Here is a 19654-nt window from a genome sequence, read left to right as displayed (position 1 = left end):
GATGACACGCGCCCTCTCCGCCATCGGCCGGAACATCAACCAGATCGCCAAGCGGCTGAACGCCGGCGGTTCGGCCTACCAGGCCGACATGGAGGAGATCCGGGAGAGGATGGACCAGATATACCCAATGTCCCGCAGCTCTTGGGCGAAGGCCTCCATGTCCCCGTACATGTGGGGCTTCATCTCATCATTGAGGGCGAACACGCCGCCCTTTTTCAGCACCCGCAGGGTCTCCCGCAACAGGGCCCGCTTGTCCGCACCCGTGATGTTGTGGTAGACATAGTTGCTCACCACAGCATCGAAGCTCTCATCCGGGAAGTCCAGCCTGTTGGCATCCCCATGCTGGAACCGGCACCGGGCGGCCACGCCCTCGCTCTCGGCATTTTTCACGCACATGGCCTGACCATAACCGTAGGCCGAGCCCCAATAGTCGATGCCCACCACCTGGGCCGCCCTCCAGATGAGGGCAGCCCGGATGGATAGAGCCCCGGAACCGCACCCCACATCCAGGAGCTGTCCCTGCCCGTCAAAATCCAGATGGGAGAGGACGACCTGGTGGACCTGCTCCATCATGCCGCCGCTCCCGAAGGCATACTGCCGCCTGATCCAAGTGATCCATAAGAGCAGCGCCAGCAAAAGAAGGGCGGCAATCACGAACACCACACCCAGCGCCGTGATATGGAACACTGCAAAGGACAGCACAGCCAGCACCGCGGCCAAAGCCGCCAAGCCGCCCACCAGCCGGAGCATAGAAACCGGCATCCAGTTTCCATAGTCCTCCCCGTGAGCGCCAAGATGGATCACCGCCTGTCGGAAATTTCTGTCTTGCATGATACGATCATCTCCCTGCTTTATTGAAGCCTTCGTGTTTACTTTACATGAACCATCTTCACCATACAAAACCGGTCGGATACGTTCATGCTGAGTTTTGTGGAGAGCTTCAGCCCGGTCTTGTCGATATGGCGGTAATAGGGTTCCTCTGCAATGGCGCGGGCATCGCAGCCAATCTTCCGGGCGAGCTCCGCCGCGGAATCCACATAGAAAAACATCCCCGCGTCAGCATGGCCCATCTGCTTCATGTATTTTTTCCGTAGCATACCCATGCCGCTTTTGTTCACACTGTCGAACACGACCTCCATATTTCCGAAGTTTTGCAGCATCCGCAGAAGCACAAGCACGGTTTTCTCTTCAAAATAGTGGAACAGACCGCCGACGGTAACCAGCACCGGCGCATCCGGGGCATCGATACGAATCCGCCTGATCCAGCCATCTGAAAAGGCATCGCCGGCAAAGTATGTCTGCCGTTCCGGTTCCTGGAGCAGCGTCTTTCGATATTCCATTACATCCGGCAGATCGACTGCATACCAGCGGGTATGCCCATCGTCGTTCCTGTAAAAGGTGGTCTCCAACCCGCACCCCAGTTCCGCAATTACGCCGTCTGGTTTGCGGCGGAGGAAGTCCCGGATAGATCGGTCCATATTGGCGGAACGGGAAGCAGAAGCCAGCAGGGTGTATTGGTTCTGGGAACCTGTTTCCACCAGACTTTTTGGCAGCGCATCTTTCAGCGACAGGGCCTTTTCATCGTACAAAATGTTTTGAAAATGCTCGCTGGCGTAGATCCTGCCCAGCATTGGAATGAACAAAGTGTTCTCTACGGCGTTGAATTCCGGCATAGTATATCCCTCCTTATAAACATTGCAAACGACTATCCTGCCTACCACGGCATCGCCAAGATCAAGCCCAGCCCTGCCTGTATTGCCGCCATCAAAGTGCAGAGGAACAACGGCCATTGCAGCAGATGCTCCGGAAGAGCGTAGCTTTTCATCCACGCATTGAACCCATAGCCTGGGTGCCCTTCGGTTCCTGGGATGACAAACCGGCGTTTTGCTTTTTTCTGTATCAGCCAAAGGTCCAGAAAAAGCAGGTCACAGACATTGACGATCATCCACTGGATATACCCCGTCAGGGCCAGACGCCAGAATCCTGTTGTCCCGCCCTCCACAGTGCTGACCGCACCATAAAGGAGGAGGGGAATCCACTCCCCAAAGCAGATCCAAAGCCAGTAAAAACGGTTTTCGGCCTTTGTTGGAGGTTCTTCCGCCGCCTTGATGATGGCGGGCGGATAGCTGGGAAACATCAGACGAGGCTTATACAGCGCCACCGCCGCGGCGAACAGGTTAAAATAGGCCGCCATGGCGAGCCCGTCCAAGATGGTGCGCGTCCAGTTCACATACATCCCCCTTTCACCTGTAAGCAAATCAAAAGGTTAGCAATAACTAACCAATATGTATTCAGTATATCTTATCCCGCATGAAAAAGCAATGCACCATTGATGCCATCCTGCGATTTTGCACTATGGAAATGTGGAAAACGGCCACTCCGCCGATGGAAAACAGACATTCACGGCCCGATGGAAAAGCCGCCGGCTTTCCCACAGCCCGCAAGCTCAGCGCCCGCAGCAGCGGCGCCCCAGCGCCGAAGGACATGCAGAGCACCAGGGCCAGATCCGGCAGCGTGGAAGCGCTGGAAAGTACCAGATAGGCCCCAATGGGCAGAGTGAACAGGGCCAGGCAGGGGAGGATGCTGTTATACAGCGCCATCCAGGGCTAGCAGACCTTGTACCAGGCCAGCGTGAAATCCCGGTAGCCCCGCACATCCTGCTCAAACCGCTTGTAGGATTCGCCGTCCCGGTTGAAAACCTTGACCACTTCCATGCCGTTGATGTATTCCACAATGGTGTTGTTCATCTTCTGGGCGGAAGCGTAGTAGGCCCCATTTTGCCGGTGCCGGCCTTATACATGGCGCCCATGGCGATGAGGCCCAAAGGCATGGCGCAGAGGGACAGCAGCGCCAGCTTCCAGTCCACAAAAAACATGGCGACAAAGACGAACAGCGGCACCGCCACATTGGAAAGCCCTTCCGGCAGGGCGTGGGCCAACAATAGTTCGATGGAGTCGATGTCGTCAATAAACATCTTCTTGAGGGTTCCCACGCCCTTTTCCTGAATGGTTCCCAGAGGCTGGCGCTCCAGCTTTCCCTGGAGGGAGGAACGCAGATTTCTCAGGGTTTTGTAAGCCGCCCGGTGGGAGAGGGCCAGTCCCTTGACGTAGAACAGGGCGTACAGTACCCCGCAGGTCCCAATGGCCAGTACCCGCCAGGCCACGTACCAAACTTCCACATTTTTGTGTAAAAGCAGCGGCTCCATGAGCTGATAGAGAAAGAGAAAGGGCAGTACGTTCATCACAATGCCGATGAGCATGACCGCCATGGAAGCGTAGGTGGTTTTGCGGTACTCGCCCGCATATTCCAACACTTTTTTGAACATAGCTATAACCTCCTTATATGATTTAATTAGTTAAAACTAACTGCTGCCCGGTAGAAAAGCCCTCTGCTGAGGGCTATTTCTCCACATGAAATTCCAAAGCCTTATGCCAGTTGAACAGCTTGCAGACAATGCGGCAGTGCTGTTCGGTCTGCTCCCAGTCAAAGCCATGGATAAACGGCTCATAGATGGTGGTCCAGAAGGCAGAAAGCAGGATATGCAGCTCTTCCGGTCCCACGTCTGTCCGGCAGATGCCCCGCCGCTGGGCTTCTGCCAAAAAGGCACTGGTGGCATTTGTCAGCACCGCCACCCAGTCGTGCTGAAAATTTGCGTACCGGGTTCCGTCGGAACGGGAGAGCAGCAGGACGAAATCGTCATGCCGGTCGTAGAGAAAACGCATCCACCACATCATGTCCGGGCCGTCCATATCCCAGCCTTTGATGAGTTCTGCGTCCGACATGGCGGCAGGGTCACGGTCTCCCCGGGAATGGGCCACCTCGTACAGATCCTTCACCGTCTGGTCTACTACGGCGCAGAACAAATCCTCTTTTCCCTTATACCGCTTGTACAGCGCCCCGGTGGTGACGCCGGCTCCTTCACAAATAGCCCTGAGGGAAGCCCTTTCAAATCCATTTGCCAGAAATTCTTTCCGAGCGCTCTCAAAAATCCGTGGGTCAATGGAATGATCTGGCACTGCCATAACATATCACCTTCTCATTTTGATAATTTAATTACCGATAATCTAATTATCAATATAGCACGATGGAATTTTTTGGTCAAGAGATAAGAATTTTTCTTGATAGGTTAGTGACAACTAACTACAACAAAAAGCGGATAATTCTATTTATTAAAAACAGCCAGAGCCACTGTGTGTGGACTCCGGCCGCATAGGAATATAGGTATGTTATTTCAGCCTCCATCCGGCGCTCTGCCTTTGCAGTTCCACCATGTGGCGGAAGAGACCATTCCGGTTCATCAGGTCAGACGGGGATCCTTTCTCCGCCACCTGACCGCCGGAGAGTACGACGATCTTATCCGCCGCCTCCACGGTGCGCATCCGGTGGGCGATGACTAAAACAGTTTTGCCGGCGAGAAGGCGTGAGAGGGCTTCCTGTACCTTTGTCTCATTCTCCACATCCAGGCTCGCCGTAGCCTCGTCCAGGAGCAGGATGGGTGCGTCTTTTAAGAGTGCCCGGGCAATGGAAATGCGCTGGCGCTCGCCGCCGGAGAGCCTGGCGCCGTTCTCGCCGATGGGTGTATCGTATCCCTGGGGGAGTCTTGAAACAAACTCCTCGCAGTTGGCCGCCCGCGCCGCAGCGATCACTTCCGCATCTGTAGCGCCCCGTTTTCCAAGGCGGATATTTTCCATGATCGTATCGTCAAATAGTACCACATCTTGGAAGACCATGGAATAGTCTGTAAGGAGCACTTCCGGATCTACCGTTGAGATATCTACGCCGCCCACGAGGATCCGGCCTCCTGTGACGTCCCACAGCCTGGCGGCAAGCCTTGCGCAGGTGCTCTTGCCGAAACCGGAAGGCCCTACCAGCGCAGTGACTTCCCCCTCTTTTGCAGTAAAGCTTACGTCATGGAGCACTTCTTTTTCATCATAGGCAAAATCCACATGCTCAAAAACGACATCGTGTCCCTTCGGGGCAAACTGGCTGCTCCCTCCGGCGGCAGGGGTCTCGTAGAGTTCTGTGATCCGGTCAGCGGACACCTGCGATATGATCATCTCCGCGATCAGGGCAAGACTCTGGTCAAAGGGGGCATAGATCCGGGTGATGACAAGGAGGAATAAAAACAACAGCATGAAATCGATTTGGCCGGAGAGGATCAGGCCGGCTCCGGTGAGGACGGTGGTCGCCACTCCCAGGCGCATGATCACGCTGGCAGCGTTGACAAAGACGCCGGTGCCCAGCTCGCCCCGGGTCATGACCCGTTCGTGTTCATCAATTTTTCGGTTCAGGCGTTCCAGATAAAGGTCTTCCTGATTGGTCGCCCGGATCTCCCGCACGTTTTCCAATGCTTCCTGGATCCCGTCCGATACCCGGAGAGCGGCTTCCTTTGTACGCTCAGAGGCTCGTGCCGTAATTTTCCGGCTGCCGAACAGGAGACCGAAAGCCACCGGCACACCCCATAGGCAGGCGATTGTCAGCCGCCAGTCATAGAAGACCAGGCATACGGCAATCACCGCAGTGGAGATATAGGCGCCGTACAGATATCCCAGGACATGGGACCACACATGTTCCATCCGGTTGACGTCGCCCATCAGGGTTTCGGTCAGATCCGCAAGGTCCCGCTTCCCGAAGTAGCCGAGGGGAAGCCTGCGGAGCCGTTCCGCCATGCCAAGGCGGGTCGCTTTTACCTCATTGTATACCAGCCCGTAGGTGGCCCGGTACTGCTGCAGGTGGGTGAGGAATGATAAGGCCAGGAACAGGACAGTCAGGGCGAGGGGAAGTGCCGCGGCGGGCAGAGGATTTGCATCTGTCAGGGTTCCCATGAAGGAGCCTGTGAGGAGATAGAGGATGCCCATCCCTCCCATGACGATCAGATTGACGATGACCGTCCAGAATGCACCCTTTTTCGTGTTTTTCAGCCCTTGATCGGTGAGGGCATATTTTCTCTGAAATTTCTTGCTGAACATTTACTTCGCCTCCTTTTCACTGGAAATCTTCCACCGAACTGCCCTGTTATAGTCCGCCCACATCCGGGCGTACAGACCATCTGCCGTCACAAGCTCCTCATGAGTCCCCTGCTCGGCGATGCGTCCTTTATCCAGGACGATGATTCGGTCAGCGCCTACGACAGTGGATAAGCGGTGGGCAATCATGATCACGGTGCGGCCTTCTGTCAGAGTGGCGAAAGCCTTCTGGATCAGGACTTCGTTCTCCGGGTCGGCAAAGGCGGTGGCTTCGTCTAGGACGACGATAGGAGCGCCTTTTAAGATTGCCCGGGCAAGGGCAATGCGCTGCTGCTCGCCGCCGGAGAGGTAGGTTCCCTCCGTACCGATTACCGTATCCATCCCATCCGGCAGCTTATCAAGGATATCCTGGCACTGTGCGGCTGTAAGAGCGGATTTTACCTGCTCCCTTGAGGCGTCCGGTCTCGCTGCCCGGACATTTTCCAGGATCGACGCCTTAAAAAGCCGGTTGTTCTGGAAGACGAACGCCACCTGATCCATCAGTACATGAGGATCTATCTCTTTTACATCCACGCCGCCTACTTTCACAGAACCGGAAGAAGCGTCCCAGAAGCGGGGGATCAGGCTGGCCGCCGTGGTCTTTCCGCCGCCGGAGGGACCTACCAGGGCAATGGTCTGTCCCGGTCTGGCTGTGAAGGAGACATGGGAGAGGGCGGGTGTTTCCGATCCGTCATATGTAAAGCTGACATCCTGAAACTCTACCTTGTTGCCGTGAGGCTTTCTGGGAGCGGCAGGAGTTTTGAGCGCCGGGGCTTCCATCACCTTGTTGATCCTTCCCAGAGCTGTTCCCGCCAGCATGATACCGGAGGAGGCGAACATGATCCTTGCCAGCGCCGTGGAGATGATGGCGGAGAACACTGCGTAGAAGACGAAATCGGTGATAAATCCGGCAAAACTTCCGTCTGCAAGAGCTCCCGGAGCCAGGAACAGCGCCGCCGGTACAAGGAAGACGAAAGCGCCTTCCGTAAAGGTTAAGTTTACGGACTGTGGAACCCGGCACACATCCGCCTGGTAATACTCCGCTTTCTCGCTGTAATCGTTGATCGCTTCCTGGAAGGCTTTAAAAGAGTAGACAGTCTGCTGGAAAATCTTAACCACAGGGATACCGCGCACATATTCGGTGCCAGCCTTGGTCATCCGGTCCTGCGCAGCCTGGTATTCCGCCATGATCTGCGCATTTTTGCCGCCCATCATCGTAAACATGGAGATCACGGAGATCACAGCCGCCAGCAGGCAGGCCAGGCCCATCCGCCAGTCGAACAGGAACATCAGGACCACCATGGCGATAAACAGGACGATGGTTCCCACGATGTCCGCTAGGTTGTGGGCGAGCAGGGTCTCCGTGTCAGCCGCCGCCGCGTCAAGGCGTCCCCGGATCAGTCCGGAAGCGTTGGCGTCAAAATAGCCGAGAGGCGCTTTCATCATATGGGCGACGCCCTGCTTGCGGATATTGGAGGCAGTGCGGAAGGCCGCCAGATGGGTGCACATCAGGCCTGCGAAATATAAGGCAATCCCCGCAAATGCAAAGGCAAAAGCCATCCAGCCGTACCGGGTGACACTATGCGCTTGTGTCCAGTCCGGGGCGACGGCGATCAGATCCCGCGCTGCCAGCCAGATGCAGATATAAGGCGCCATGGAGAGCAGCATGGACACAGCCGAAAAAAACAGGCCGAGAAAGGTCAGGCCTTTGCGGCTCCCTGCGTAATCCAGCAGGACTGCCACATCGCTTTTCTTTTTTTCTTTCATGGGTTTTCCTCCTTAAAGATAAAATTTATTAGTTAGAATAAACTAACTCATAGGTAAAAAAACAAGGGATATTCCCTTGCAGATGTCCGGGCTGAAAATCATCAGGACATTTTATATATCACGCACTAACGGGAGACTGAAGATACAGAAGTCAGTCTTCCATAAGCTTCAGCCACCCTGCAGTATAGAAGCTGCGGAACTGTGTGATATCCCGGAGTGCCTGCTCCCGCGGCATGTCGTGTACTGCGATCTCAAAGAGGCCGCTGAACATCCCGCTGGCAATGATATGGCAGAGAGATTTCTTTAACTCAGGGACTTCCCGGCCTGATCTGCGGAGCACATCCATATATTTCAGTGTGTATTCCACCTCGATTTCTACCATATTATGGACGAAGTGTTCATAGGAAGTTCCTTCCGCCCTGCACAAAAGCAGCTTCACCGGTTCCCGGTGATCACAGATATAATCCACCATCCAGTTTACGTAATCCCCGGAAGCTTCGCCCATATGCTGTGGCTGTTCTTCTTCCGGCAGTTCGGCAAAACCTGTCTGGGCTTCCATGAACCTTCCCATAAGGGCGGCGGCATGGGGTTCCACGATAGATGCAAACAGCGCTTCCTTGCTGGAAAAGTAGCCGTAGAAAGCTCCGGTGGTCACACCGGCATGTTTTACGATCTGGCGCAGGGAAGCACCAAGGAATCCTTTTTCTGAAAATTCGTCCAATGCGGCCTGCTGGATCCGCTCTAATGTAGGTAATGTTTTTTCCTCCATATCCGCCTCCGTATAACAGTGATATATAACAAAGTTATATTATGAAAAAATTAAGCTGCTGTCAAGGGTGTATCAACGATTATCTGAAATAATGAGAAGATTTATCAATAAATCGGGTTAGGTTTGACTATCCTGAACCAGTATTGCTATGCTGATATGGTATATTTATGGAAGATCAGCAAAAAAAAGAAAGAAGGGATGGCACATGAAACAGCACAGATTCTGGGCATGGGCTGCTGTATTCTGTTTCATAATGGTGTTTTATACCGGATACAGACATAAGTGATCAGCCAGCAGAAAAAGATTTCACCAGCGGCTATTATTTTGACAGGAGGTAAAATATTATGTTCAGTGAGTCATTGATGAAAAAGATCGGATTATTTGCAGGGGGCGTCCTCTTCGGGACAGCCGGGGTAAAGCTCTTATCCAGCAGGGACGCAAAGAAAGTATATACAGAGTGTACGGCGGCTGCGCTGCGCGCAAAGGACTGTGTGATGAAAACAGTGACGACCGTACAGGAGAATGCGGAGGATATCCTTGCGGAAGCTCAGCAGATCAATGAAGAAAGGGCTGCGAAGGAAGCAGCGGCAGTGCAGGAGACAGAGGAAGACGGTGCGGATCCTTCAGATGAAGGAACGACGCAGCGTCCATGAAATATATTATAAAGCATGAGATCAGCGGCCGTCTCCGCATTCATGTCGTTCAGGGAAAAATGACATGTGCGGAGGCGGATATTCTTTTCTGGTATCTGGACAGACAGAAAAATATAACAGATGTCAAAGTATATGAACGCACCGCAGACGTTGTTATCTGTTATACAGGGGAGCGGACAGGGCTGATCCGTCTGCTGAAGAACTTTAGGTATGAAGATGTAACTGCACCGGAAACTGTTGTCCGCAATTCAGGAAGGGCGCTGAACGCATCCTATAAGGAAAAACTGATCGCAAAAGTACTTCTGCATTACGGCGGAAGGCTTCTGATACCGGCTCCGCTGCGCGCGGGGCTTGTGACGCTCAAGGCGCTGAAATATCTTGAAGCGGGGATGCGCTGCATCCGGAAGAGAAAGATCGAAGTCCCGCTTCTGGACGCGGCGGCGATCGGGGTCTCTGTCCTTCGGCGGGATTTTAATACCGCCGGTTCGGTCATGTTTCTCCTGGGGGTGGGAGAACTTCTGGAAGAGTGGACCCATAAAAAATCCGTGGGAGACCTGGCGCGGAGCATGTCCCTGAATATGAAAAAGGTCTGGCTGAAGCAGGACGGGCAGGAAATCCTGGTAAAGGCAGACCAGATCAGGAAAGGCGACGTGGTGACCGTACATATGGGGAATGTAATCCCCTTTGACGGAGAAGTATCCGGCGGGGAAGGCATGGTAAACCAGGTTTCCCTTACAGGCGAGGCCATGCCTGTGCACAGGGTGCCGGGACAGTCCGTCTATGCCGGGACTGTGGTCGAGGAAGGCGAGCTTGACGTCCTGGTAAAGGCAGTTTCCGGCTCTACCAGATTTGAAAAGATCGTGGCCATGATCGAAGATTCGGAGAAGCTGAAGTCTTCCATGGAGAGCAGGGCGGAGCACCTGGCCGACAGGCTGGTGCCGTATACCCTGTTCGGAACGGCAGGGGTATGGCTCCTGACCGGAAACGTGACGAAGGCATTGTCCGTGCTCATGGTGGACTTCTCCTGCGCATTGAAGCTTGCCATGCCGCTGACCGTATTGTCAGCGATCCGTGAGGCAGGCGGATACGGGATCACTGTGAAGGGCGGAAAATTCCTGGAAGCAGTCGCAGAAGCGGATACCGTGGTCTTTGACAAGACCGGGACGCTAACAAAAGCAAAGCCCACGGTGAAAGAAGTAATCCCGTTTGGAGATGAACCAGAGGAAGAATGCCTTCGGATCGCAGCATGTCTGGAGGAACATTTCCCCCATTCTATGGCAAATGCCGTGGTGGATGCAGCGAAGAAGCGTCGGCTCGCCCATGAGGAAATGCATTCTAAGGTAGAGTATATCGTTGCGCACGGGATCTCTTCCTATATTGACGGGAAAAAAGTGGTGATCGGAAGCTGCCACTTCGTCTTTGAAGATGAAGGATGCAAGGTCCGCCCGGAATACCGGGAAAGATTTGAGGCGCTGCCGGAAGAATACTCCCACCTGTATCTTGCCATCGAGAAGGAGCTGACGGCGGTAATCTGTATCGAAGATCCGCTGCGGGAAGAGGCGGCGGACATGATCCGCATGCTGAGAGCGGAAGGAATACGGAAAACAGTTATGATGACCGGAGATAGTGAGAAGACCGCCGCCTCTGTTGCACACCGGGTCGGCGTGGACGAATACTATGCAGAGGTTCTGCCGGAAGAAAAGGCAGGATTTGTGGAGCGGGAGAAAGCGCTGGGACACAAGGTCATTATGATCGGGGACGGGATCAACGATTCCCCGGCGCTGTCTGCCGCCGATGCAGGCATTGCCATCAGCGGCGGAGCGGAACTCGCAAGGGAGATTGCTGACATTACCATTGCGGCGGAAGATTTGGGAGAATTGATCATACTGAAGCGTCTCGCCAACGGGATGATGAAGCGGATCGGGAAAAATTATCACCAGATCATCGGGGTCAACGCAGGATTGATCGTGCTTGGCGTTGCCGGAGTCCTCCAGCCAACAACTTCGGCGCTGCTCCACAACACGTCTACACTGCTGATCAGCCTAAGGAGCATGGGGAACCTTTTACCGGAGAAAGAGGGAAGAGAAGACGGCAGACTCAGTACAACTTAAAAAACGGAAAGGGATGAGGCGTCCGGCAGAATTCAGCTTTTAAACAAGGCCAGAATTCTGCTGGACGCTTTCTGCACGTTGCTCAAAAATCTGACAGATAAGATGAATAAAAAACATAGGAGTTATTGAATTTTAACTAAAGTTAGCGTATACTAACCCATGAAAAAGAATAAATGAAGTATATTATCAATTTTTTTATCGGTGCTATTGTAAAAACAATGGAAATATTGCGAATGGGACGGAGGGATAGTTATGGCTGACGCAATCATTATACTTGTTGTTGTGATAATCCTGATCTTTGCACTAAAGGGATCGATCAAACATTTCAAAGGCGAGGGCGCCTGTTGCGGCGGCGGATCCGGCAGTGTGAAAACAAAAAAAGCAAAAAAGAAGACGCTTGACGGACCGGTGGTCGGACGGCGCACAATCCGTATTTCAGGCATGCACTGCCAGAACTGCGTCAACAGCGTGACTAACGCACTCAATTCCATAGACGGGGTATCTGCGGAAGTGAGCCTGAAGGACAACTGCGCAGAAGTCGCCTGTGACCGCCCAGTGGATGATATCGATCTGAAACAGGCGGTGGAGAAGGTTGGTTTCGAAGTGGTTGGAATTTCACAGGCATAAGGCGGAGAGAACCGTGAGCAGGAAAGATGAGATTATTGAAAGGATAAAAGAAAACGGATGCCGGATCACAAAGCAGAGGAAGATCCTGATCGATATCATCTTGGAAAATGACTGCGCAAGCTGCAAAGAGATTTTTTATAAGGCTTCACAGGAAGATGACAGGATCGGAGTGGCAACAGTCTGCCGCATGATCAATGCGCTGGAAAGAATCGGGGCGATCAGTCGCAAGAATATGTACCGGATCGAATCCGGAGAAAACTGCGCAGGCGGATGTGATATCGTCCTGGAGGATGATACCGTTTTTAGCATTCCAAAGGAAAAACTGGATCAGATCGTCCGGGATGGCGTCAGACGGTGCGGTTACCTGAGCAACGGGAAGAAAATATCGAGGATCATTTACCGCGACGGGCAGACGTAGTTGACGGAACGGTACAGAGGATGAAAAAATGTATGAAGACAGGAGACATCAGGTGAAAATGCCGGGCAGTCTCCTGTTTTTTGATGATAAAAAAGTAATAATAAAGATATTGATATCCATCCTCAAATAGTGTATCTTATAACTAATCGGTTAGAGATAACTAACTAACAGGAGAAAAATATCCGATGACAGGAGGACAGACATGAGTGTAGTAATCATAGGCGGACATGACAGGATGGTAGGTCAGTACAAGAAAATATGCAGACAGTTCAACTGCAAGGCAAAGGTATTTACACAGATGTCAGCTTCCATGGGAAAACAGATCGGAAGCCCGGATTTGGTCGTGCTCTTCACGAATACGGTCTCCCACAAGATGGTAAAATGCGCCGTTGAGGAAGCAGAAAAATGTCACGCATCGATCGTAAGATGCCATACAAGCAGCAAGAATGCGCTGGAAGAGATCCTTGGAAATGCATGTGCATGAAGCGGGATGCTTTGAAAGCCATTTTATAAATATCAAACAAGGAGGATTTTCAGATGTCTCTTATCAACAAAGAAATCAGTGACTTTACAGTGCAGGCTTATCATGATGGCGCTTTCAAAGAAGTGTCAAAGGCGGATGTGGTGGGAAAATGGAGTGTGTTTTTCTTCTATCCGGCGGATTTCACTTTTGTGTGCCCTACAGAGCTGGAAGATCTGGCAGACAAGTATCCGGAATTTCAGGCGGCGGGATGCGAGGTATACTCGGTTTCCTGCGACACCCATTACGTGCATAAGGCATGGCATGATGCGTCGGAACGGATTAAAAAGATTGCATATCCCATGCTTGCAGATCCTACCCATGTACTCTCCGGAGATTTCGAAGTGTACATTGAGGCGGACGGCGTAGCGGAGAGGGGCACATTCATTGTGAACCCGGAAGGAAAGATCATCTCCTATGAAGTGAACGCCGGGAATGTGGGACGTAATGCAGATGAACTTCTGCGCAAGCTGCTGGCATGCCAGTTTGTCCATGAGCACGGGGATGAAGTGTGCCCGGCTAAATGGCAGCCCGGAGCGGAAACCCTGAAACCGAGCCTTGATCTGGTGGGACAGTTATGAGAGAGCAGGATGTAAAAAATTTATATGATGCTGTAGTGATCGGCGGCGGCCCGGCAGGGCTGACCGCCGCCCTGTATCTTGCCCGTGCCAGATACAGGGTGCTGGTGGTGGAGAAAGAACGCTTCGGCGGACAGATCACCATCACCCATGAGGTGGTGAACTTTCCCGGCGTGGAACGAACCAGCGGGGAAATGCTGACGGAGACCATGCGCAGGCAGGCGGAACACTTCGGGGCAGAGTTTCTGCTGGCGGAAGTGACCGGTCTTGACATGGACAGCGACATCAAGACTGTCCGGACCAGCCGGGGAAATCTGAACTGCTTCGGCGTGCTGCTGGCTGCAGGTGCCCGTCCGAGGAAGGTTGGATTTAAAGGGGAAGAGGAGTGGCGCGGGAGGGGCGTGGCCTACTGCGCGACCTGCGACGGGGAATTTTTTGCCGGAAAGGACGTGTTCGTGGTCGGCGGCGGATTTGCCGCTGCGGAAGAGAGCGTCTTTCTGACGAAGTATGCCAGCCATGTGACCGTTCTGATCCGGGGGAAAGGCTTTTCCTGTGCGCCTTCTGCGGCAGAACCTGCGCTGATACACGAGAAGATCACAGTCCTTCCCCACACCCGGATTGAAGAGGTTTCCGGGGAGACTTATCTTGACCGGCTGCGGTACCGGAACACACAGACCGGGGAGGCCACAGAGTACCGCCCGGCACAAGGGGATACTTTCGGAGTCTTCGTGTTCGCCGGCTACGAGCCGGCTACAGAGCTTGTGAAAGGTCTGGCGGAACTTGACGACAGGGGCTATATTGTCACAGACCGGAGCCAGAAGACAAGCTGCGAAGGGTTATATGCTGCAGGGGATGTGTGCATCAAGCCTCTGCGTCAGGTAGTCACCGCCGTTGGGGACGGAGCGCTGGCGGCTACAGAGCTGGAGCGTTATGCCGCCGCCATGCAGAAAAAGACCGGGCTGCGTCCGGTACAGCCTGCCGCAAAGCATCCGGAGATACGAGGGGCAGCGGCGGGGCTGTTTACCCAGGATATGCTCACCCGGCTGGATTCTGTCTTCCAGAGGATGGCTGCGTCTCTGGTGTTGAAACTGTATCTGGATGACACGGCTTTGTCAGCCGAACTGGAAACCTATATGACGCAGCTTTGCACTCTGACGGAAAAACTCGCTCTGGAAAAAGACGAAAGCATGGATACGGAAACGGCGGAGGTTCAGGAGCGCCCCTGCGTGCGAATCTGCAGAGAGGACGGCTCCTGGACAGGACTTGCCTTTCACGGCGTCCCGGGAGGACATGAGTTCACGTCTTTCGTGCTGGGACTCTATAATGCGGCAGGACCGGGTCAGGCGCTGGACGAAGAGACTCTACAGAGGGTGCGGGCGCTTCCGGCGGCGAAGCTGCAGATCCTGGTCTCCCTGTCCTGTACCATGTGTCCGGAGCTGGTGACGGCAGCCCAGCGGATCGCAGCAGAGAATCCTCTGGTTACGGCGGAGGTCTACGACCTGAACCACTTCCCTCAGCTTCGGGAAAGGTATCATGTCATGAGCGTTCCCTGTCTGGCAGTTAATGATGGAGATAAAGTCGATTTCGGGAAAAAGGATATCCGGCAACTTGCGGAACTGCTGGAACTGCAGGGAAAATAGTGATAAATCCGGTCAGCCATCAGAGAGGAGGGAGTCCAGTGTTTACGATACGGCCATACAGAGAGGAAGATACAGAAGGCTGCGGGAGATGTTTTTACGAAGGCTTTTTCACCTGTCCCATTAATGAAAATGACAGGATCTTTTTGCGGGATTACGCCCGGGTCCTGATAGAAAAATGCAGCTTCGCTTATGTGGCGGAAGCCTCGGATCACCAAATCGTGGGTTTTATCAGCGGCAATTACGGGAAAAGATTCCGTTCGATGAAGACAGATCCTGACCAGTGCAAAAAGCATTATGTGGCCTGGTGCCGGATGTTCCTGAAGTTCTATCTGAAAGGGTACCGCTTGTCCGAAGCCTTTCAGAAACAGCTGGACGGCTTTATTTTACAGGCACGTGAGCGGGAGGGAAAGTTTTTTGACGGATGTGATCTGGAGCTGGTGGCCCTTACTTCCAGAAAGGATTACCGGAAAGGGCTAGGGACGGCGCTGGTATCCAGGTTTATGGACAGAGCCGCGGCTGACGGAGCCCGGAATGTGCGGCTTCTGACAAATACCCTGGCTTCATGGGAATTCTATGAAAAGAGAGGATTTACGAAAATCATAGAAAAGCCATTCACGGATGGTTCCGGGCAAAAAACCCTCATTTATGAATATAACACCAGACAAAGAGGAAAATGAAATGACCAGACAGCAAATTTGAAAAGGGAGAATAAAGGGTATGGAGACAAATAGAAGGAAACGGGAGCCGGTCAGGCTCGGCACACACGGGGAGAATTATGGCAACTGGATGTCCGCGCCGGTCTTTTATATGGTGGGTGCGCTGATTGTTCTCATGGCGGTCTTATGTGTCATATCGCATTTTATCCCCGGCATGGACCCGATCGGAGTTCTGGCGCTCGTCGTTGCAGCAGCAACGCTGATCCTGCTTGGCTGGCTTAACTGGATCCGGAGACAGTATGCTTTTGGTGGAGGCGGCATGATGGAGAAAGTACATGAGGTTCTTCTGTCTCACCTGGATTTCGACGGGAAGGGGACGCTTCTGGAGGTGGGATGCGGATCGGGTGCACTCTCCATCCGGGCGGCGCTTTCCTGGCCGGAGGCGGAAGTGACCGGCATGGATTACTGGGGGGCAGTCTACAATTACAGCCAGGCCATGTGCGAGAGTAATGCCCGGAGCGAGGGCGTATCTGAACGGTGCCGGTTCCTTTATGGCGATGCCCGGAAGCTGGACTTTCCGGACGAGACTTTTGACGCCGTGGTCAGCAACTATGTCTATCATAATATCAACGGCGCAGACAAGCAGGCTCTGCTTCTGGAAAGTCTGCGTGTGCTGAAAAAAGGCGGCGTGTTTGCTCTCAACGACGACATGAAGCCCCGGATGTACGGGGATATGGAGGAGTTTGCCGAAAAACTGCGTAAAATGGGATATCAGGAGGTGCGGATCATCGATACGGCCCGGGAGGCCTTCGGTTCCCATCGCCGGGCCGCCTTGATGATGCTGGGAGATTCCCGAATGCTGGCAGGCCGGAAATAATTCCTGCCGGCTGAACAAATATAGAAAAAAACAGGAAAAGGACCGGACGAAAAATCTGATTCTTTTTTGACAATCATTCTCAACAGGTGTATAATTTGGTTAGAAACAACTAACCAAAAAGAAAGAAGGTCTGTTAAGTGGGAAGGTATTACAGATTGTCAAAATCAATCACGGAGGAGATGGCTGCAGAGATCATAAGAGAGGCAAGAGAGGTTGAAAATGTCCGTGAGGCGGAGTTCCTGGAAGATTGTTCCAAAATCCTGCTAATGACGGAGAAGGAGAACTATCCGGAAGTGATGACAAAGCTTGTCAATATTTTCAGCCGAGTCGGACGCGGGTGTGAGATCTCTTTCGCAGGCTTTGCATATCAAAATGAGTAGCAGAAGAAAATTCCTGATCCCGGCAGCTCTTGTACTGATCGGCGTCTCTCTCTGGAATATCCTCCCTGATTATCTGGATAAGCGCACCTCATCCCAGACCTATGAAGACTTGAGAGAAGATTATACAGAGGTTCGGGCAGGGGACGATACAGAACAGAAGAAGGACTGGTGGCTCACAGATGTACTGATCCGGTTCGATGAGTTAAAAGAGCAGAATCCGGATATCGTGGCATGGATCCGCTCGGATGATCCGGGAAGTACTGGGATCGATTACCCGGTTCTCTATTCAGGGGATAATGAAAAATATCTGAGAAGAGATCTGTACGGAGAAGACCATATCGCCGGGAGCATCTTCCTGGAGGGGCTGAACCAGCCGGATTTCACGGACTATTATACGATCATATATGGGCATAACATGAATGACGGGAGTATGTTCGGCGGCCTGAAGAAATATAAAGAAAAAGAGTTCTGGGAAGAGAACCAGTACTTCACCCTATATACGGAAGATATGGCATATCGGTATCAGGTATTCGCCTGCCAGAATGCAGTAAGCGGAGGAGATGTCTATAAGATCGGATACGAACTGGGAGAAGAGTATCAGGCGTTGATCGACGGCATGGCCAATGGTTCCCTGATCGACACAGGCATCCATCCGGACAGCAGCCATAAGGTCATGACACTGTCCACCTGTACCGGAGACGGATACAGCAGACGGTTTGCAGTCCACGCAGTCTGTGTGGAAGCGCAGAGTACGGATACTGCCGGGGAGCAGGAATAACCGTGAAAGGATAGTGGAATATGAAGAAAAATGAAAATCTGTCTGCCGCCGGGGAGATCGGCACGAATGTCCCCAAAAATGCAGAGGAGATGGAAGAAGATTTCCTCGAGGTGATCTATCAGCACTGGCGGAACGGGGAGCCGATGCGTTTGGTTGATTTTGCAATGGAGACCGGAGAAAACAAGACACATCTTAGAAGCCTTGCCAGGCGCCTGATGAATCATCGGTATATTAAGATGGAAGATGATCTGATCATCCTGACGGATATAGGCAAGATGAGAGGGAAAGAGTGCCTTGACCGCCATCATAAACTGACCCAGTTTTTTCAGATGGTCAGCGGGATGGACCAGCAGGAGGCGGAGAGGGATGCCTGTCGGGTTGAACATACGATCAGCCGGGCAGCTATGGAAGGGATCACCAATTTCCTGATTCGTGGCGATGTATATGACAGAAGCTATTCCAACATGGATCTGTCCCTTCTGTTTGAACCGGGGACTTACGAGATGGCGATGGAGATTTATGAAATCGAGCGCAGACAGCCCAGGGTTATTGCCCGGGAGTGGAAGCTTTTTGAACCATATGTCTGTTTAGAGGTAAAAGACGGCGAAAGCCGTTTCTGCATCCGGAAAAGGAATCGGGAAAAGATGGTAAGCCTGTGGTACAGGAAAAAAGAAGACTGGATACAGGCTGACAGTGATTCGGCACAGATTTACCTTCCAACGTATCTGTTTGAGTATTCGGTCAGCACACAGGCTCCTGTCACAGAAGGTAACCTCGTGATCGCGGTGACCGAAGACGGGAGTGATCCGCTTATGCTGGACTGCAGGGAAATCAATGTACATGTAGTGTGAAGGAAGGAAAGGTATGGCAACGGGAGATAATTTAAAACGGGATGGAAGGCCCTCTTTACTACAGATACGGTATCTGATCGAGCTGAAAAAACTGCAGCCGGTAAAACGGGGATTTCAGGTGGTCATAGCAGAGCGGTGTCATGTGTCCAGACCCGGCATAAATAAAAGCCTGAAAAAAGCAATTGAGCAGGGACTGATTACGCAGTATTATACGTTCACAGACTATGGGGAAGAATGGATAAAATCCTATGAAAACCTGATCGACAGGCTGGAAAAATATCTGGACGATATTAATATCCCGGAATCAGAAAAAGATAAGCATATCCGGATGATGGTTGAGGATATGGATCCTTTTCTGGTGGAATCTATCCTTTCCGCCCATGAGGAACTGGTAAAACCACAGAACAGGAAATATAAAAGCCTGATGAAGGACTTCGAATACAACATAGAAGAGGGAGATCATCTTCCTGTCCGCATTGTAGTCTACCGGATGACCCGGCGAAAGAACGGTGAAAGTCCATTTTCTATGGGAAACAGAGCGTTTGATTTTACAGCCGAACTGACGAAAGAAAACGGGGATGCATACCTTCTGCTGCATCCCTGCGAGATGCAGGCAAGATCAAGACTTGACGGGAAGATCATGACTGGTAAAATCCAAAGCCTGAAATATGAATACAACGGAGTACTGCAGCTTGTGGAAGAACTGAGAGAGGGAACGGAAGTTATAAAACTCCCGTTGGAAGCGTTTAAGATTCATATTGGTACGGGCGGTGAGATTAAGGGAACACTGCCGATCACAGTGACCTGCAGCGTTGGCAACGGACATATGCCGGAGAGCACAGCCCTATTGGTGTTTTGGATGTGATAAGGAGGGTATCCTGGTGGAATAGTATCATTACAATATAATAAAGATTTGAAAATGGCATAAAAGACAGAATATATAATAAAATATAATTAAAAGTCAGAAAATTAACCAAGAAGAAACAAACTTGTTTAAAAATATGCTTGACAGTAACTGGAAGCA

23 protein-coding genes and 1 pseudogene are annotated in these 19654 nt (G+C 52.3%); 14 read left to right on the top strand and 10 right to left on the bottom strand.

Annotation, left to right across the window (positions count from 1 at the left end; translation table 11 throughout):
- Position 1: 1 nt before the first annotated feature.
- Positions 2-70: pseudogene (gene mobC / locus Q5911_RS14890) on the top strand (plasmid mobilization relaxosome protein MobC); the annotation flags it as partial.
- A 5-nt stretch (positions 71-75) separates the two neighbouring features.
- On the opposite strand, the gene Q5911_RS01735 reads toward mobC, so the two are convergent.
- The 10 genes from Q5911_RS01735 to Q5911_RS01690 all read right to left on the bottom strand — a co-directional run bounded on the left by Q5911_RS01735 (position 76) and on the right by Q5911_RS01690 (position 8541).
- Entirely contained in the window at positions 76-831 is a 756-nt protein-coding gene (locus Q5911_RS01735; RefSeq protein WP_303180500.1) for a class I SAM-dependent methyltransferase, read from the bottom strand.
- A gap of 38 nt (positions 832-869) precedes the next feature.
- Positions 870-1673 (bottom strand): class I SAM-dependent methyltransferase, encoded by an 804-nt coding sequence (locus tag Q5911_RS01730; RefSeq protein ID WP_303180498.1) that lies wholly within the window; start codon positions 1671-1673, stop codon positions 870-872.
- Positions 1674-1714: 41 nt separating this feature from the next.
- Positions 1715-2236 carry a hypothetical protein gene (locus Q5911_RS01725; protein ID WP_303180496.1) on the bottom strand — a complete coding sequence of 174 codons (522 nt, stop codon included), beginning with the start codon at positions 2234-2236 and terminating at the stop codon, positions 1715-1717.
- 55 nt (positions 2237-2291) lie between these two features.
- Positions 2292-2600 (bottom strand): hypothetical protein, encoded by a 309-nt coding sequence (locus Q5911_RS01720; protein WP_303180495.1) that lies wholly within the window; start codon positions 2598-2600, stop codon positions 2292-2294.
- Between the two features lie 6 nt (positions 2601-2606).
- A complete protein-coding gene (locus tag Q5911_RS01715) occupies positions 2607-2732 on the bottom strand; it encodes a hypothetical protein (RefSeq protein ID WP_303180493.1) in 126 nt (41 codons plus the stop codon).
- A gap of 11 nt (positions 2733-2743) precedes the next feature.
- Complete coding sequence (locus Q5911_RS01710; RefSeq protein WP_303180492.1) at positions 2744-3325, bottom strand: ABC transporter transmembrane domain-containing protein; 582 nt, start codon at positions 3323-3325, stop codon at positions 2744-2746.
- Positions 3326-3398: 73 nt separating this feature from the next.
- The gene (locus Q5911_RS01705; RefSeq protein WP_303180490.1) at positions 3399-4022 is read right to left on the bottom strand and encodes a TetR/AcrR family transcriptional regulator; all 624 of its coding nucleotides are present in this window, start codon (positions 4020-4022) and stop codon (positions 3399-3401) included.
- A 204-nt stretch (positions 4023-4226) separates the two neighbouring features.
- Positions 4227-5969 carry an ABC transporter ATP-binding protein gene (locus Q5911_RS01700; protein ID WP_303180489.1) on the bottom strand — a complete coding sequence of 581 codons (1743 nt, stop codon included), beginning with the start codon at positions 5967-5969 and terminating at the stop codon, positions 4227-4229.
- Positions 5970-7772: an ABC transporter ATP-binding protein gene (locus Q5911_RS01695; RefSeq protein WP_303180488.1), complete on the bottom strand. Its 1803-nt coding sequence runs from the start codon at positions 7770-7772 to the stop codon at positions 5970-5972. It lies immediately after the preceding gene.
- 151 nt (positions 7773-7923) lie between these two features.
- Positions 7924-8541, bottom strand: coding sequence for a TetR/AcrR family transcriptional regulator (locus Q5911_RS01690; protein ID WP_301947134.1), 618 nt, complete (start codon positions 8539-8541; stop codon positions 7924-7926).
- A 344-nt stretch (positions 8542-8885) separates the two neighbouring features.
- On the opposite strand from Q5911_RS01690, the gene Q5911_RS01685 reads away from it, so the two are divergent.
- The 13 genes from Q5911_RS01685 to Q5911_RS01625 all read left to right on the top strand — a co-directional run bounded on the left by Q5911_RS01685 (position 8886) and on the right by Q5911_RS01625 (position 19495).
- The gene (locus tag Q5911_RS01685; protein ID WP_303180485.1) at positions 8886-9194 is read left to right on the top strand and encodes a DUF6110 family protein; all 309 of its coding nucleotides are present in this window, start codon (positions 8886-8888) and stop codon (positions 9192-9194) included.
- Positions 9191-11305, top strand: a complete 2115-nt coding sequence (locus Q5911_RS01680; protein ID WP_303180483.1) for a heavy metal translocating P-type ATPase — start codon at positions 9191-9193, stop codon at positions 11303-11305. Before Q5911_RS01685 ends, Q5911_RS01680 begins: the two co-directional genes overlap by 4 nt.
- A 252-nt stretch (positions 11306-11557) precedes the next feature.
- Complete coding sequence (locus Q5911_RS01675) at positions 11558-11932, top strand: heavy-metal-associated domain-containing protein (RefSeq protein WP_303180481.1); 375 nt, start codon at positions 11558-11560, stop codon at positions 11930-11932.
- A 13-nt stretch (positions 11933-11945) separates the two neighbouring features.
- Entirely contained in the window at positions 11946-12350 is a 405-nt protein-coding gene (locus Q5911_RS01670; RefSeq protein ID WP_303180479.1) for a transcriptional repressor, read from the top strand.
- A gap of 202 nt (positions 12351-12552) precedes the next feature.
- Positions 12553-12834, top strand: a complete 282-nt coding sequence (locus tag Q5911_RS01665; RefSeq protein ID WP_303180477.1) for a DUF2325 domain-containing protein — start codon at positions 12553-12555, stop codon at positions 12832-12834.
- Between the two features lie 53 nt (positions 12835-12887).
- Positions 12888-13451, top strand: a complete 564-nt coding sequence (gene ahpC, locus Q5911_RS01660; protein ID WP_303180474.1) for an alkyl hydroperoxide reductase subunit C — start codon at positions 12888-12890, stop codon at positions 13449-13451.
- The gene (locus Q5911_RS01655; protein WP_303180472.1) at positions 13448-15088 is read left to right on the top strand and encodes an FAD-dependent oxidoreductase; all 1641 of its coding nucleotides are present in this window, start codon (positions 13448-13450) and stop codon (positions 15086-15088) included. Before ahpC ends, Q5911_RS01655 begins: the two co-directional genes overlap by 4 nt.
- Positions 15089-15126: 38 nt before the next feature.
- The gene (locus Q5911_RS01650; RefSeq protein ID WP_303180470.1) at positions 15127-15765 is read left to right on the top strand and encodes a GNAT family N-acetyltransferase; all 639 of its coding nucleotides are present in this window, start codon (positions 15127-15129) and stop codon (positions 15763-15765) included.
- A gap of 40 nt (positions 15766-15805) precedes the next feature.
- Positions 15806-16621: a class I SAM-dependent methyltransferase gene (locus Q5911_RS01645; RefSeq protein ID WP_303180469.1), complete on the top strand. Its 816-nt coding sequence runs from the start codon at positions 15806-15808 to the stop codon at positions 16619-16621.
- Positions 16622-16776: 155 nt separating this feature from the next.
- Positions 16777-17001, top strand: a complete 225-nt coding sequence (locus Q5911_RS01640; RefSeq protein ID WP_303180467.1) for a hypothetical protein — start codon at positions 16777-16779, stop codon at positions 16999-17001.
- On the top strand, positions 16994-17779 hold the full coding sequence (gene srtB, locus Q5911_RS01635; protein WP_303180465.1) for a class B sortase: 786 nt from the start codon (positions 16994-16996) through the stop codon (positions 17777-17779). Before Q5911_RS01640 ends, srtB begins: the two co-directional genes overlap by 8 nt.
- Before the next feature lie 20 nt (positions 17780-17799).
- Positions 17800-18630: a metal-dependent transcriptional regulator gene (locus Q5911_RS01630; RefSeq protein WP_303180464.1), complete on the top strand. Its 831-nt coding sequence runs from the start codon at positions 17800-17802 to the stop codon at positions 18628-18630.
- A 13-nt stretch (positions 18631-18643) separates the two neighbouring features.
- Positions 18644-19495, top strand: coding sequence for a MarR family transcriptional regulator (locus Q5911_RS01625; RefSeq protein WP_303180462.1), 852 nt, complete (start codon positions 18644-18646; stop codon positions 19493-19495).
- Positions 19496-19654 lie beyond the last annotated feature (159 nt).

Source organism: Lachnoclostridium phocaeense (assembly GCF_959599685.1).
Lineage (GTDB): Bacteria > Bacillota > Clostridia > Lachnospirales > Lachnospiraceae > Claveliimonas > Claveliimonas monacensis.
The sequence above is the reverse complement of the archived record's forward strand: the minus strand, read 5'-3'. Positions and strand labels throughout refer to the sequence as shown.

Bases quoted from the DNA above. Each gene is read 5' to 3' on its own strand.
- Q5911_RS01735 (WP_303180500.1), bottom strand. From the start codon at position 831: ATGCAAGACAGAAATTTCCGACAGGCGGTGATCCATCTTGGCGCTCAC.
- Q5911_RS01730 (WP_303180498.1), bottom strand. From the start codon at position 1,673: ATGCCGGAATTCAACGCCGTAGAGAACACTTTGTTCATTCCAATGCTG.
- Q5911_RS01725 (WP_303180496.1), bottom strand. From the start codon at position 2,236: ATGTATGTGAACTGGACGCGCACCATCTTGGACGGGCTCGCCATGGCG.
- Q5911_RS01720 (WP_303180495.1), bottom strand. From the start codon at position 2,600: ATGGCGCTGTATAACAGCATCCTCCCCTGCCTGGCCCTGTTCACTCTG.
- Q5911_RS01710 (WP_303180492.1), bottom strand. From the start codon at position 3,325: ATGTTCAAAAAAGTGTTGGAATATGCGGGCGAGTACCGCAAAACCACC.
- Q5911_RS01705 (WP_303180490.1), bottom strand. From the start codon at position 4,022: ATGGCAGTGCCAGATCATTCCATTGACCCACGGATTTTTGAGAGCGCT.
- Q5911_RS01700 (WP_303180489.1), bottom strand. From the start codon at position 5,969: ATGTTCAGCAAGAAATTTCAGAGAAAATATGCCCTCACCGATCAAGGG.
- Q5911_RS01695 (WP_303180488.1), bottom strand. From the start codon at position 7,772: ATGAAAGAAAAAAAGAAAAGCGATGTGGCAGTCCTGCTGGATTACGCA.
- Q5911_RS01690 (WP_301947134.1), bottom strand. From the start codon at position 8,541: ATGGAGGAAAAAACATTACCTACATTAGAGCGGATCCAGCAGGCCGCA.
- Q5911_RS01685 (WP_303180485.1), top strand. From the start codon at position 8,886: ATGTTCAGTGAGTCATTGATGAAAAAGATCGGATTATTTGCAGGGGGC.
- Q5911_RS01680 (WP_303180483.1), top strand. From the start codon at position 9,191: ATGAAATATATTATAAAGCATGAGATCAGCGGCCGTCTCCGCATTCAT.
- Q5911_RS01675 (WP_303180481.1), top strand. From the start codon at position 11,558: ATGGCTGACGCAATCATTATACTTGTTGTTGTGATAATCCTGATCTTT.
- Q5911_RS01665 (WP_303180477.1), top strand. From the start codon at position 12,553: ATGAGTGTAGTAATCATAGGCGGACATGACAGGATGGTAGGTCAGTAC.
- ahpC (WP_303180474.1), top strand. From the start codon at position 12,888: ATGTCTCTTATCAACAAAGAAATCAGTGACTTTACAGTGCAGGCTTAT.
- Q5911_RS01655 (WP_303180472.1), top strand. From the start codon at position 13,448: ATGAGAGAGCAGGATGTAAAAAATTTATATGATGCTGTAGTGATCGGC.
- Q5911_RS01645 (WP_303180469.1), top strand. From the start codon at position 15,806: ATGGAGACAAATAGAAGGAAACGGGAGCCGGTCAGGCTCGGCACACAC.
- srtB (WP_303180465.1), top strand. From the start codon at position 16,994: ATGAGTAGCAGAAGAAAATTCCTGATCCCGGCAGCTCTTGTACTGATC.
- Q5911_RS01630 (WP_303180464.1), top strand. From the start codon at position 17,800: ATGAAGAAAAATGAAAATCTGTCTGCCGCCGGGGAGATCGGCACGAAT.
- Q5911_RS01625 (WP_303180462.1), top strand. From the start codon at position 18,644: ATGGCAACGGGAGATAATTTAAAACGGGATGGAAGGCCCTCTTTACTA.